Annotated in this window: 16 protein-coding genes; 7 read left to right on the forward strand and 9 right to left on the reverse strand. The window is 62.2% G+C overall.

Annotation, left to right across the window (positions count from 1 at the left end; translation table 11 throughout):
- The first annotated feature begins 82 nt into the window (after window positions 1–82).
- Together FEZ59_RS00385 and FEZ59_RS00390 are read left to right on the forward strand one after the other, a co-directional pair.
- Complete coding sequence (locus FEZ59_RS00385) at window positions 83–895, forward strand: mycofactocin-coupled SDR family oxidoreductase (protein ID WP_019748832.1); 813 nt, start codon at window positions 83–85, stop codon at window positions 893–895.
- 66 nt (window positions 896–961) lie between these two features.
- Complete coding sequence (locus tag FEZ59_RS00390) at window positions 962–1,891, forward strand: NADP-dependent oxidoreductase (protein WP_047890062.1); 930 nt, start codon at window positions 962–964, stop codon at window positions 1,889–1,891.
- Window positions 1,892–1,897: 6 nt separating this feature from the next.
- On the opposite strand, the gene FEZ59_RS00395 is transcribed toward FEZ59_RS00390, so the two are convergent.
- The gene (locus FEZ59_RS00395) at window positions 1,898–2,317 is read right to left on the reverse strand and encodes a PaaI family thioesterase (protein WP_020908051.1); all 420 of its coding nucleotides are present in this window, start codon (window positions 2,315–2,317) and stop codon (window positions 1,898–1,900) included.
- Between the two features lie 55 nt (window positions 2,318–2,372).
- On the opposite strand from FEZ59_RS00395, the gene FEZ59_RS00400 reads away from it, so the two are divergent.
- Complete coding sequence (locus tag FEZ59_RS00400) at window positions 2,373–2,966, forward strand: TetR/AcrR family transcriptional regulator (protein ID WP_019748835.1); 594 nt, start codon at window positions 2,373–2,375, stop codon at window positions 2,964–2,966.
- A gap of 34 nt (window positions 2,967–3,000) precedes the next feature.
- Here the strand turns inward: FEZ59_RS00400 and FEZ59_RS00405 are convergent, their stop codons facing one another.
- On the reverse strand, window positions 3,001–3,897 hold the full coding sequence (locus FEZ59_RS00405; RefSeq protein ID WP_070386479.1) for an EamA family transporter: 897 nt from the start codon (window positions 3,895–3,897) through the stop codon (window positions 3,001–3,003).
- A gap of 83 nt (window positions 3,898–3,980) precedes the next feature.
- Here FEZ59_RS00405 and FEZ59_RS00410 point away from each other — a divergent pair, with 83 nt between their 5' ends.
- Complete coding sequence (locus FEZ59_RS00410) at window positions 3,981–4,871, forward strand: LysR family transcriptional regulator (RefSeq protein WP_070386480.1); 891 nt, start codon at window positions 3,981–3,983, stop codon at window positions 4,869–4,871.
- Between the two features lies 1 nt (window position 4,872).
- On the opposite strand, the gene FEZ59_RS00415 is transcribed toward FEZ59_RS00410, so the two are convergent.
- Genes FEZ59_RS00415 through FEZ59_RS00425 form a run of 3 tightly spaced genes read right to left on the reverse strand, consistent with a single transcriptional unit; the run spans window position 4,873 to window position 6,162 of the window.
- A complete protein-coding gene (locus tag FEZ59_RS00415) occupies window positions 4,873–5,229 on the reverse strand; it encodes a PLD nuclease N-terminal domain-containing protein (RefSeq protein WP_070386481.1) in 357 nt (118 codons plus the stop codon).
- A gap of 57 nt (window positions 5,230–5,286) precedes the next feature.
- Window positions 5,287–5,910 (reverse strand): TetR/AcrR family transcriptional regulator, encoded by a 624-nt coding sequence (locus FEZ59_RS00420; protein WP_019748839.1) that lies wholly within the window; start codon window positions 5,908–5,910, stop codon window positions 5,287–5,289.
- Between the two features lie 57 nt (window positions 5,911–5,967).
- Window positions 5,968–6,162, reverse strand: a complete 195-nt coding sequence (locus FEZ59_RS00425; protein WP_003941743.1) for a DUF1918 domain-containing protein — start codon at window positions 6,160–6,162, stop codon at window positions 5,968–5,970.
- A gap of 178 nt (window positions 6,163–6,340) precedes the next feature.
- On the opposite strand from FEZ59_RS00425, the gene FEZ59_RS00430 reads away from it, so the two are divergent.
- The 3 genes from FEZ59_RS00430 to FEZ59_RS30225 are packed head-to-tail and all read left to right on the forward strand — an operon-like array spanning window position 6,341 to window position 9,112.
- Window positions 6,341–8,353: an MFS transporter gene (locus FEZ59_RS00430; protein WP_172932065.1), complete on the forward strand. Its 2,013-nt coding sequence runs from the start codon at window positions 6,341–6,343 to the stop codon at window positions 8,351–8,353.
- Window positions 8,354–8,393: 40 nt separating this feature from the next.
- Window positions 8,394–8,984, forward strand: a complete 591-nt coding sequence (locus FEZ59_RS00435; protein ID WP_134999732.1) for a TetR/AcrR family transcriptional regulator — start codon at window positions 8,394–8,396, stop codon at window positions 8,982–8,984.
- On the forward strand, window positions 8,981–9,112 hold the full coding sequence (locus tag FEZ59_RS30225; protein ID WP_256922339.1) for a hypothetical protein: 132 nt from the start codon (window positions 8,981–8,983) through the stop codon (window positions 9,110–9,112). The genes FEZ59_RS00435 and FEZ59_RS30225 overlap by 4 nt, the downstream gene beginning before the upstream one ends.
- Window positions 9,113–9,133: 21 nt before the next feature.
- Here the strand turns inward: FEZ59_RS30225 and FEZ59_RS00440 are convergent, their stop codons facing one another.
- The 4 genes from FEZ59_RS00440 to FEZ59_RS00455 all read right to left on the reverse strand — a co-directional run bounded on the left by FEZ59_RS00440 (window position 9,134) and on the right by FEZ59_RS00455 (window position 11,979).
- Window positions 9,134–9,547, reverse strand: a complete 414-nt coding sequence (locus FEZ59_RS00440; RefSeq protein WP_021333708.1) for an arsenate reductase ArsC — start codon at window positions 9,545–9,547, stop codon at window positions 9,134–9,136.
- Entirely contained in the window at window positions 9,544–10,647 is a 1,104-nt protein-coding gene (gene arsB, locus FEZ59_RS00445) for an ACR3 family arsenite efflux transporter (RefSeq protein ID WP_069146870.1), read from the reverse strand. Before arsB ends, FEZ59_RS00440 begins: the two co-directional genes overlap by 4 nt.
- Window positions 10,644–11,030, reverse strand: a complete 387-nt coding sequence (locus FEZ59_RS00450; RefSeq protein ID WP_042952095.1) for a metalloregulator ArsR/SmtB family transcription factor — start codon at window positions 11,028–11,030, stop codon at window positions 10,644–10,646. The genes arsB and FEZ59_RS00450 overlap by 4 nt, the downstream gene beginning before the upstream one ends.
- A 64-nt stretch (window positions 11,031–11,094) precedes the next feature.
- Window positions 11,095–11,979, reverse strand: a complete 885-nt coding sequence (locus FEZ59_RS00455) for a metalloregulator ArsR/SmtB family transcription factor (protein WP_069146869.1) — start codon at window positions 11,977–11,979, stop codon at window positions 11,095–11,097.
- Window positions 11,980–12,045 lie beyond the last annotated feature (66 nt).

Genomic DNA, 12,045 nt, shown 5'->3' on the forward strand with positions numbered 1-12,045 from the left:
GACTGGACATTCACCCCCGAAAAGAACTTCGTCGCGCTAACTTCCGAAGAGCAGATCGTCACCACTATTCGGAGGTTTGAGCATGACTGCCAATCGATACACCGGAAAAGTTGCCTTCATCACCGGAGCAGCCCGCGGTCAGGGGCGGGCGGAAGCTGTCCGGCTGGCAGAAGAGGGCGCAGACATCATCGCCGTCGACGCGTGTGTTCAATTCGAATCCACGTCTTACGCCGGCGCCACCGAAGACGACCTGGCCGAGACAGTCGAACTGGTCAAGGCTCTGGACCGACGAATTGTCGCTACCAAGACCGACGTCCGCGACTTCTCTGCGCTGTCCGCGGCGCTCGATGCCGGCATCGACGAACTGGGGCGCCTCGACGTCGTCGTCGCGAACGCCGGAATCTGTTCTGCCAACATGTCCTGGGAAATCACGCCCGAGCAGTGGCAGGAAACGCTCGACGTCAACCTGACCGGCGTCTTTCACACCGCCAAGGCAGCGATCCCGCACCTGATCAAGCAAGGCACCGGTGGCTCGATCATCTTCACCAGCTCCGTCGCCGGCCTGCGTGGGCTCCCCTTCCTCGGCCACTACGTCGCGAGCAAACACGGCATCACCGGTCTGGCCAAGACGATGGCCTCGGAATTGGGGCAGTACAACATTCGGGTCAACACCATCCACCCGCACGGCGTGGAAACCGGAATGCAGATGACGGACATGCGGCCGCTCATCGACGCCAACGCTCACACCCTCGGTCCGATCTTCATGCAGACCTTGCCAGACCCGGTCAGCCAGCCGGAGGACATCGCCGCAGCCGTCGCGTTCCTCGGTTCCGACGAGGCCCATCACATCACCGGCATCGCGATGCCGCTCGATCTGGGCACCCTGATCCGCTGATCGAATCTTCTCGAGTTTTTCCCGTCCTCGGGGAATATCGCTTCCCCGAGGACGGTTGCGCGAGACATGACCAAAACTGTTGTAGCGCAGACGTACGGCACGCCCGAGGTCCTGGAGCTGGTGGACATCGATTTACCGGCACCGAAATCAGGCGAAGTCCTGGTCGACGTGAAGGCGATCGGCGTCAATCCCTTCGACTTCAAGCTCTACAGCGGTGCTTTCGGCACTGATCCCGAGAAGCTTCCGATCCGCCTCGGCGGCGAGGCAGCGGGCGTCGTCTCGGCGGTCGGCGACGGCGTTACCGGTGTTGCAGTCGGCGACGAAGTGATCGTCAGCCCCGGCAACGGTCTTTACGCCGAACAGGTAGTCGTTCCGGTCTCCTCGATCACCGCGAAGCCCGCCGGCATCAGCTGGGAACAGGCGGCCGGACTCCTTCTCGTCGGCGGAACTGCAGTCGATGCCCTCGACACCATTCGCGTCGGCTCCGGGGACACCGTCCTCATCCACGGCGCGTCCGGTGGCGTCGGCGCTATTGCGGTTCAGCTCGCCGCAGCACGCGGTGCCACCGTGATCGGCACTGCGGGAGCATCGAATCAGGACTACGTGCGCTCGCTCGGCGCCACGCCGGTGCTCTACGGCGAGGGCCTCGAAGCCCGCGTTCGTGAACTCGCACCGAACGGTGTCGACGCTGCTTTCGACACCGCCGGAACTGACGAAGCCGTCGATACATCTCTGGCATTGGTCGCCGACAAGAGCCGTGTCGTCACCATCGTCGCGTTCGGACGCGCCCAGACCGACGGCTTCGCGTCTGTCGGCGGAGGCAATCCGGCAAGTGCCGAAGCACGTTTGAAGGCTCGCTCCGAACTGGTCGAACAAGCCGGGTCGGGACACCTCACCGTGAAGATCGCCAAGACCTTCCCGCTCGCAGACGTCACCCTCGCTCACACCGAGTTGCAGAGTTCTCATCCCGCCGGGAAGTTCATCCTCATTCCCTGAGGTTCCCTAAGCCTGAACGGCGAGTGGAACCAAGAGGGTAGTGCCGAACGCGACGAGCACGGATTCGCCTTCGCGTTCGGCATGTACCTCGGCAGTGACGAACACCTGCTTGCGCCCAGCCTTGACCGAGCGTGCCGTGGCGACGAATGCCGTTCCTACTCCCGGGCTCACGAAATTGACCGCGCAGTTGGACGCCGCCACGACACCAACCTGTGTAAAGGCAGCAAATCCGCACGCAGTGTCGATAAGTCCCGCCACAAGCGCAGCGTGCAAGTGTCCCGAGTACTGGCCGAGATCCTCACGCCATTCGAGCCGCAGGCAGACACGTCCTGGTTCGGCCTCCGTCACTTCGAATCCGGCCCACCGGTTGAAGGCCGCCGAGGCGTTGACTGCGCGCAACTGTTCCAGCATTTCCGAATTTTCCATGTAGACCAGTCTACATAGATTGTGGTGGATCGCTGGGGTGTTTAAGCTCCAACTCGTGGCGACTCCCCCGAAACACCGCGAAGCACTGGTACGAGCTGCAGCCGATCTGTTTCGCCGCCAGGGGTATGCGGCTACGGGGCTCAACGAGATCCTCAAGTCGAGTGGCGCCCCGAAAGGTTCGCTCTACCACTACTTTCCCGGCGGCAAAGAGCAGATCGGCGAAGAGGTCGTCCGCGTCGGCGGGCAGTTGGTCACCGACACTCTGACCGAACTCGCCGACAACCACCCGGACGCCGGAGCACTGCTGCGCGAGTATGCGCGGTTGCTCGCTGGATGGGTGAGCGATTCGGACTTCCACGAAGGCTCGCCGATCACGACGGTGTTGTTGGAACTTGCCCCCGATTCGGAGAGCGTGACAGCCGCAGGACAGGCGGTCTACCGACAGTGGACTTCGCTACTGCGCGACTCACTGATCGAGTCCGGTGTCGCACGCACTCGAGCGGAACGGCTTGCCGTCCTGGCAGTGTCCGCACTCGAGGGTTCGCTGGTGCGGGCTCGCGTCGAACGATCAGGTCAACCGATCCTCGATTCCCTCGGCGAGGTCGCCGACGTGTTCGCCGGAGCAATCGCTGCGGCAGCCGTGCACTGAGCTGACATGCCCTGAGCGAACGGCACTCTCGGTCTCATGAAGGCGCCGAAAGGTACGTTCGCTCGGAATCGGACGGTGGGCCTGCCGGCTTCCCGCCACCACCCCGAGCACCACCGCGGGCCGCGCCGATCCCCGCGACGACGACGCATGCGATACCTGCCACCGCCAGCAAACTCGGAACCTGTTGCAGCACAACAAGACCGATGAGCTGCGCGAAAGCGGGTTCGAGACTCATCAGCGTGCCGAATGCTGCCGTCGACAGCCGCCGCAGTGAGACCATCTCCAGAACGAACGGCACGACGGGCAGCAAGATCGCAAGTCCGAGGCCCACGAGAACCAGGTGCGGGGTCAGCCGCCCAATGGCCGAGTGGCCCACGGCAATTGTCGCGGCCAACCCGGCAACCGCCATCGACACCGCCAGCCCGTTGATACCGGCAACCTCGTCGCCGACCCGCTGGGTGAGCAGTATGTACATCGCCCAGCAGAGCGCCGCGCCAAGTGCGTACGCCACACCGACCAGATCGACTGTCCCTGCCCACGGTTCGGTGAGAAGGACTACGCCCACGCCTGCCAGAACCGGCCACAGAACGCGGCCACGCCCCCGGAGCAAAGCAACCGTCAGCGGACCCAAGAACTCCAGCGCGCTTGCCGTTCCCAGAGGAAGACGCTCGACGGCCGCCATGAACAACAGCGTCATTCCGGCGGTGACCACACCCAGGACCACGCAGGCCAGAAACGCTTTGCGAGTGAACGCGGAGGGACGGGGCCTGACGATGATCAGAAGAATGATGCCCGCCCAGGCGAGACGTATCCACGCTGCTCCGTCTGCTCCGAGCTGATCGATCAGACCCACCGACACGGCGAGCCCGAGCTGCACGCACAACATCGCCAGAACAGCCAGGCCCACTCCGGCCCGCGCTTTCGTATCCATAGCTGAATTGAACGGGACGCCAACCGTTCGTGTCCACGCGATTTTGACCTACATTATGTTCACGATTAGTGAATGATCGAACGATGGAAACCCGTCGACTCCATCTCCTCCTCGAACTCTCCCGCTTGGGTTCCATGCGCGCGGTCGCCGAAGCTCACAACCTCACGACATCGACAGTGTCCCAACAGCTCGCGGCTTTGACCGCGGAAACCGGTACTGCATTGATCGAACCGGAAGGCCGACGCGTTCGCCTCACACCTGCCGGTCAACGACTCGCCGATCATGCGGTCACCATCCTGGCAGCCGTCGATGCAGCACGCCTGGACCTCGATCCGACCGCCGAACCGGAGGGGACACTGAGAGTCGGCGGATTCGCTACTGCCGTCAGAACCGCGATGCTCCCCGTCGCCCTGAGCCTGCAACACAGCCATCCACAGGTAGACGTGGTGATCTGCGAGTACGAACCGGCCGAGGCTTTTGCCCTACTCGAACGAGACGACCTGGACCTCGCGCTGACGTACGACTACAACCTCGCCCCCGCATCCCCGAGCTCGTTACTCGAAGCACTACCGCTCTGGTCGACGCCGTGGGGATTATGCGTTCCCGACAACGCCCACACACCCGACGAGTCCACGAAATCCGGGATCGATCTGCGTGCCTTCGCAGACACACCATGGATAGTGAACTCGCGAAATACAGCCGACGAGCGGGCCGTGCGAACCCTCGCGTCACTGGCTGGATTCACCCCTCGGATCACTCACCAGATCGACAGTCTCGACTTGGTCGAACTCTTGATCCTCAGTGGTTACGGCGTGGGGCTGATGCCACTCGAACGCAAGACCCGCGAAGGCGTACGCGTCGTGCCGCTGACCGATCCGCCTGTCATCCTCACCGCCTATGCGGTGACGCGTCGCGGCCGATCGTCGTGGCCGCCGCTTCGGCTCGTGCTGGACCGCCTCACGGCCTACCGATAACTCAAATCCGATCAGCGTCGCCGTCGTGGCGCTGCTGCTTGGCAATTCGACGCTGCTCTTCCGCCCGCTCGCGGCACTGACGCAAGAATGCTTCGTCCGCCGCCGGATCCTGCGCAACGGCGCGTCCCGGACGCTCGTATTCGCCGTAACCGGTTGGGCCGACGTAACCGCGGGGCGCGTTCTGTCCGCGCCCGACCACCAGCCACAGAACGGACCCCAAGGTGGGAAGGAAGATGATGATCAGAATCCAGACGACCTTGGGTAGGTACTGGATGTAGGCGTCATCTCTCGTGATGGCGTCGACGATGCAGAAAATCCACAGCAACATCGTGATGAGGCCGAACAAGGCATAGGGCACGCTGGCGATTCCTCCCGAGAATAAAAAACCCTCGCCATGCTAACGAAAACAGACCGATTAGTACATTAGATTCTGCCGAATGTTGAACTCGAGCCATCCTCGGTATGCATCGACATCCCATCCACTGACCCGACGCAATTGCTGATGAAGCTGAGGCGAGACGAAAGCGGCAAGTATGCCCGCGGCTTTCTCGAGCGAAATCTCGGGCCTCAACAATCCATGCTCGGACAGACCCTCGGCTATCGACATCGCATTGACGGCCGACTGATCCGACGATTCCTCGGACAGTCGCCGCATGTCGGCATCCGCACCTGACGATTCGACCGCGACCATCATCAGAGCGCCGGCACGTTCGAGCAGTCCGATGCCCTGTGCCACGATCTGGGAGACGATCCGGCGAACGTCATCGGGGTCCGAGGCCAGGTTCGGCGCGCCGAGTGGAACCTCGTCGGCATCGAGCGCCGCGGCGAGGGCCGCTTCGAAGATCTCGAGCTTCCCGCCCGGGAAGGCTGTGAACACCGTCCGATTGGCGACGCCGGCCGAGTCGGCAATCTGTTTGACGGTGGCACTGACGTATCCGTCTCGGACAAACAAGGTCGTCGCCGCATCACGAATGAGTTCACGCGTTCGCTGTGCGGAAGCTTCACGCACGCGGGAGTGGTACTGGCGTCTGCCCTCCATTGCGCACACTTTAGCCGCATTCGATGCAACGGCCATGCATGGAAAGAATCGTGCAGTTCAGGAGCCTTTTCCGGGGTGATCTATCCAGCCGTCGCTACCGGGAAACACCAACGCCTCGTGCCCGTTGTCGTACCTGACCAGATAGGGCGGCCCTCCGTCCTCCCCGTGGACTTCGAGGACCTCGGCAGTTACCTCCGCCTGCCCAACCACGCGCCCCTGGACATGGAGACGGTCACCCACTTCGGCATGCATCACTCCTCCTCGCTGCCCGCTCGCGCGGGCGCAGACCAACCACTGACGTTGTTCCCGCGATACCGACTTGGAAACCCTGGGCGGGTTGCCGTCGTGAGGAATCGCATATTCACCGAAGGTGACAACGAGGGGTGAACAGTGGTTCACTCATGGGTGAATTACCGTTCACCACCGCCGCGTGAAGGACCGTCTCTTGGCATTGCACTCGTCTCCGACCACTCGCCGTTCAAGTCGGCTCATCACCGCAATTCTCTGTCTTTCCGGCACCGTGGTCGCGCTGCAGCAAACGATGGTCATTCCGTTGTTGCCAGATTTCCCGAAAATCCTCGGCGTCAGCGCTGACGACGCCTCCTGGCTCGTCACCGTCACACTCCTCACGAGCGCCGTCGCCACTCCGATCGTCTCCCGCCTGGCGGACATGTTCGGAAAACGACGCATGATGCTGATCTCGATGACGATGATCGTGGTCGGATCACTGGTCGCGGCGATCGGCGGCAACTTTGTCGCCCTGCTGATCGGACGTGGTCTCCAGGGTTTCGCGATCTCGATGATCCCCGTCGGAATCAGCATCATGCGCGACGAACTGCCCAAGGAGAAGGTGGCGTCGGCAACAGCCTTGATGAGTGCCACTCTCGGAATCGGCAGCGCACTCGGGCTCCCCCTGTCCGGGTTGATCTTCGAGCATCTAGGCTGGCCCGCCATCTTCTGGCTCTCGGCAATCGTGGGCGTCCTGTTGATCATCGCGGTAGCCGCCGTCGTCCCGGAATCGAGTGTTCGCACCCGCGGCAAATTCGACTTCCTCGGCGCGGTCATGCTCTCGACAGCACTCACGGCGATCCTCCTCGCCATCTCCAAGGGCGCCCGTTGGGGATGGACGAGCGAACTGACATTGCTCATGTTCGTCATCGGAATCGTGACGCTCGCACTGTGGTTCCCGTACGAACTTCGCGTCACCCAGCCGATGGTCGACTTGCGAACGTCGGCCAAGCGGCCCGTTCTCCTGACCAACGTCGCCTCGATCCTCGTCGGCTTCTCGATGTATGCGAACAACCTCTCCACCACTCAACAACTCCAGATGCCGAAGATCTCCGGCTACGGCTTCGAACTGGGAGTGATGGCGGCCGGACTGTGCATGATTCCGGCAGGCCTCGCGATGGTCTTCTTCGCTCCCGTCTCCGCGAACATCACGAAACGATTCGGAGCCAAGATCACCCTGATCGTCGGCGGCACTGTGCTCGCGCTCGCCTACATCGCGCGCGTGTTCCTGACCGGCTCGATAGCACTGATCATCATCAGCGCGGCGGTGGTCAGCATCGGAACTGCAATCGCCTACTCCGCGATGCCGATGCTGATCATGCGATCGGTTCCGATCACCGAAACCGCGTCGGCAAACGGCCTCAATTCGCTGCTCCGCTCAGTCGGTACGTCCACATCCAGTGCAGTGGTTGCCGCCATGCTCACCTCGATGGTCATCCCGTCCGGGCCGGGCGAGGGCCTTCCGTCGATCGACGCCTTCAAGAACATCTTCTGGCTGGCCGCCCTCGCCGCCGTGGCTGCTGCCGCTGCCGCTGCGTTCATTCCTCGCCGCGGCGCAAAACCGGAAACGGCGCTTCGCCCGGTGACCCCGGAAGGGTTCGAGCTTCCCGACGCCGCCGTGTCCGAAACGGAAATTGTGGTTGCCGGTCGTGTGGTCCGAGCCGACAGCCGACCGATCCGGCAGGCTGTTGTCACCGTGATGGATATGGAGGGGCGACCTATCGACTGGAGTCGCGCCGACAACGAGGGCAACTTCTGCCTCGCACTACCCCGGCCCGGACGGTACTTGGTAGTGACGAGTGCCGACGGCTGGTCCCCTCGGTCGCAGGTGATCGCTTTCGACAGCGCGCAATCGACGCACACCGTCGAACTCGGCGACCGCCTCACCATCTCCGGCACGGTCGGAGTCGACGGCCGAACAACCTCGGGAACCGTCGTCACACTCACGAAACCGACCGGCGAATTCGTCGCATCCACCGTCACCGACGGAACCGGGCACTACGGAATCGCACTCCCGACATCCGGCCGGTACATCCTGACCGCGCTGACCGAGAGTGGACACGGCACATTGGCTCGTCAGATAGCGGTCATCGCGCAGTCCACCGTCGTCGACTTCGACGTACCCGTCGATGCCGAGCCGTTGACGACAGTATGAGCAACCAAACGCATGGCGATCGGATATCGAGGCGAGCGGCATGAGCAGCGGTGAAGCCAGCATCCTCACAGCAGCAAAAACCTTGTTCGCGGAACGAGGTTACGCATCGACGACCATCAAGGACATCGCGGTCGCAGCCGGTTACTCCCCTGCCCTGGTCATGAAGATCTACGGCAGCAAAGCTCGGTTGTATTCGGCTGCGATCCCGTCCGCACCTCCGATGGACGAGGATCCGAATGCCGACGCCACCGGAAACATCGGCTGTCAACTGGTCGAGAAACTTGTCGCTCGTAGAGAATCCGACGAAACCGATCCGTGGGCAATGCTCGCAGTACACGTTCACGAGGCGCCAGATCCGGACGCCGCCCGGGCAGAGATCAAAGAACGATACGTTCACGGGATCGCGCGGCGCATCGGCGACACCGAGCCCGGTTTGGTTCGCAGCCAGGTCGTCGTCTCACTGTTGCTCGGACTTGCCACCGGCATGCGAACGCTCGAACTCCTCGGTGAGGATTCGTTGTCGTCGAAGGACCTGATCTGGCGCTACGGAAGTCTGATTCAAACAGTCGTCGACGAAATCGAACCGGTATCCGAGCACGAACCGGACATCAGTGGCACGGTGGAGGAATGACTACCTACCGATACCTCGACGCCGATCGAAACCTCCTCGAAGAGAAAGATTTCGAAACCGAGCAGGACGCACAGGAATACCGACTCTCGGTCCTCGGTGCCGAACACATCGAGCCCGCCGACGAATGATCCTGTCGATTCCCCGATCGGTCAGGGAGACTTCGCGGCAGTGGTGAGTTCAGCGATCAAGGCTTGAACGCGACGCTCGATTTCGTCACGGATCGGGCGAACCGCTTCGAGGCCCTGTCCGGCCGGATCGTCGAGAACCCAGTCTCGGTAGCTCTTGCCGGGGAAGATCGGGCACGTGTCGCCGCAGCCCATGGTGATGACGACATCCGAATCCTGGACGGCGTCAACGGTGAGGATCTTCGGAGACTGAGCTGAGATATCGATACCGTGCTCTGCCATCGCCTCGACCGCTGCCGAATTGACGGTCTCGGCGGGTGCGGATCCGGCGGAACGGACCTCGATGGCGTCGCCTGCGAGATGGCTCAGGAATCCCGCGGCCATCTGAGATCGGCCGGCATTGTGGACGCAGACGAACAACACCGATGGTTTGCTCATGACCTCGCTCTTTCTCGACTGGATGAAACCTCTTTGACTGCAAAGCGTTTGCGTAGAGCAAGGGAGACATAGACCAGCCCGACGAGCACCGGTACCTCGATCAGCGGGCCGACAACACCGGCAAGAGCTTGCCCCGAGGTGGCGCCGTAGGTGGCGATGGCTACGGCGATCGCGAGTTCGAAGTTGTTGCCCGCTGCGGTGAACGCCAGGGTCGTCGTGCGTTCATAGCCCAATCCGATTGCGGCGCCGAGGATGTAGCCTCCGCCCCACATGAGCGCGAAGTACGCGAGCAAGGGCAGCGCGATCCGGACGACATCCCAAGGCTGGGAGGTGATCTGTTCGCCCTGCATCGAGAAGAGCACGACGATGGTGAACAGCAGACCGTAGAGCGCCCAGGGGCTGATCTTGGGGATGAACTTGTTGTCGTACCAGTCGCGGCCTTTGGCGCGTTCACCGAAGAAGCGGGACAGAAAACCTGCCAGCAGCGGGATACCGAGGAAGATCAGGACCGATTTCGCGATCTGCCAGGGCGAGGTGTCGATGGTGGTCTGTTCGAGGCCGAGCCACCCGGGCAGGACCGAGAGGTAGAACCAACCGAGCACGGCGAACATGATCACCTGAAACACCGAGTTGATGGCGACCAGCACCGCGGCGGCTTCGCGGTCTCCGCAGGCCAGGTCGTTCCAGATGATCACCATCGCGATACAGCGAGCGAGACCGACGATGATCAAACCGGTTCGGTATTCCGGCAGGTCAGGCAGAAACAGCCAGGCGAGGGCGAACATCAGCGCCGGGCCGAGAACCCAGTTCAGGAACAGGGAGCCTGCGAGGAGTTTCTTGTCCCCGGTGACTGTGTCGAGGCGGTCGTAGCGAACTTTCGCCAACACCGGGTACATCATGATCAGCAGGCCGAGGGCGATCGGTAACGAGATGCCGTCGATCTGCACCTTGTCCAGGGCAGTGTTCACACCGGGGATCCAGCGTCCAACCAGCAGGCCGACGACCATGGCCACGCCGATCCAGACCGCCAGATAGCGGTCGAGGGTGGAGAGTTTTCCGACGACTGCGGGGTGTTCGGTGGTGACAGCGGTGTTGCTCATGCGCTGACCTCTGCGCATGCGTCCGCGACACTCACGCTCGTACCTTCAACCAGTAGAACGGCGGAAAGCTGTTGCAGTGCAGTAGGAATCACCCAGTAGTACACCCAGGTCCCGCGACGTTCACAGTCAAGCAGCCCGGCCTGACGCAACACCTTGAGATGATGCGAGATAGTCGGCTGAGACAGATCGAACGAGTCGGAGATGTCGCAGACGCAGGCTTCACCACCCTCGTGACTTGCCACCAAGCTGAGCAAGCGGAGGCGAACCGGATCGCCGAGAGCTTTGAACATCCGCGACAGGTCGCCGGCCCAATCCTCGGTCAGCGGTTCACGGACGAGCGGGGTGCAGCAAGCCTCGGACTCCGGTGGCTCTTGATTCGACATTCTTCGATATTGACAGATATCGAATCAACGCGCAATCGAGTGCCCGGTCGGCCGGATCCCGGACTCACCCCTCGGCGGTCACCGCACGTCGTTCGAGCAGAACAGTGTCACGCCACACACCGTCGAGCTGGGCAATCTTCTCGCGGAGACCGATAGTTCTGAACCCGGCCGAATGATGCAGCGAGATGGAGGCGCGATTCTCGGGAAATATCGACGTCTGCAGTGTCCAGAGGTCGTCGACATCAGCGGCCATGACTTGCTTGCGCAACAACGCCTTTCCGACACCCCGACCACGCATTCCGCCCGCGACGTACACGGAGTTTTCCGCCACCCCGCGGTAGCAGTCACGCTCGGAAACTGGACTCAACGCAGCCCAACCGACAACAACACCCTCGATAGTCGCGACCCACCGATGCTTCGACAGCCACCGTTCGTGGAGATGCTCACGCGAGGGGACCTCAGTAGCAAAGGTGGCATTTCGGGTGTCGATTCCCTCGCCGTAAATACGGCGAACCGCATCCCAGTCGTCGTCGATCATGGCCCGGACAGAGACATCGTCGGGCAGATCACTCGGGCAGCAAGGACGCGGAGCAAGGACTCCCATCACCACGTCCGCCGCCTGCGGCAAGGCAACGCAACACGTCGGATTCACCGCGACGACCGTGCTCGTCCCCTCCTTACGCATGGTCACAAAACCCACATCGGCGAGCTTGCGCAGGTGGTGCGACACCGTCGGTTGTCCGATCCCCAACGCTTCGGCGAGCGCTCCGACGGTAATACCACCGACCGCGCTCGCCACCCGGTGAAGCAATCGGACGCGCATCGGCTCGGCAAGGCAGGCGAACCACTGCGCGTAGGTATCGGCATCGCCCTGCGCGAGGACGGAAGAACCAATTTGATCCGGGTCCGAATCACCGACGCGCACCGTCGGAGTCTGCAGCGATGTCATCTCTCCACTATATCGACAGCTGTCGATGGTTGCCTACATTGATGATTGTCGATACAGTTCCACTAA

This window comes from Rhodococcus sp. MS13, from assembly GCF_013277835.1.
GTDB classification, from domain to species: domain Bacteria; phylum Actinomycetota; class Actinomycetes; order Mycobacteriales; family Mycobacteriaceae; genus Rhodococcus_F; species Rhodococcus_F erythropolis.

Bases quoted from the DNA above. Each gene is read 5' to 3' on its own strand.
- FEZ59_RS00385 (WP_019748832.1), top strand. From the start codon at position 83: ATGACTGCCAATCGATACACCGGAAAAGTTGCCTTCATCACCGGAGCA.
- FEZ59_RS00390 (WP_047890062.1), top strand. From the start codon at position 962: ATGACCAAAACTGTTGTAGCGCAGACGTACGGCACGCCCGAGGTCCTG.
- FEZ59_RS00395 (WP_020908051.1), bottom strand. From the start codon at position 2,317: ATGGAAAATTCGGAAATGCTGGAACAGTTGCGCGCAGTCAACGCCTCG.
- FEZ59_RS00405 (WP_070386479.1), bottom strand. From the start codon at position 3,897: ATGGATACGAAAGCGCGGGCCGGAGTGGGCCTGGCTGTTCTGGCGATG.
- FEZ59_RS00410 (WP_070386480.1), top strand. From the start codon at position 3,981: ATGGAAACCCGTCGACTCCATCTCCTCCTCGAACTCTCCCGCTTGGGT.
- FEZ59_RS00420 (WP_019748839.1), bottom strand. From the start codon at position 5,910: ATGGAGGGCAGACGCCAGTACCACTCCCGCGTGCGTGAAGCTTCCGCA.
- FEZ59_RS00425 (WP_003941743.1), bottom strand. From the start codon at position 6,162: ATGCATGCCGAAGTGGGTGACCGTCTCCATGTCCAGGGGCGCGTGGTT.
- FEZ59_RS00435 (WP_134999732.1), top strand. From the start codon at position 8,394: ATGAGCAGCGGTGAAGCCAGCATCCTCACAGCAGCAAAAACCTTGTTC.
- FEZ59_RS30225 (WP_256922339.1), top strand. From the start codon at position 8,981: ATGACTACCTACCGATACCTCGACGCCGATCGAAACCTCCTCGAAGAG.
- FEZ59_RS00440 (WP_021333708.1), bottom strand. From the start codon at position 9,547: ATGAGCAAACCATCGGTGTTGTTCGTCTGCGTCCACAATGCCGGCCGA.
- arsB (WP_069146870.1), bottom strand. From the start codon at position 10,647: ATGAGCAACACCGCTGTCACCACCGAACACCCCGCAGTCGTCGGAAAA.
- FEZ59_RS00450 (WP_042952095.1), bottom strand. From the start codon at position 11,030: ATGTCGAATCAAGAGCCACCGGAGTCCGAGGCTTGCTGCACCCCGCTC.
- FEZ59_RS00455 (WP_069146869.1), bottom strand. From the start codon at position 11,979: ATGACATCGCTGCAGACTCCGACGGTGCGCGTCGGTGATTCGGACCCG.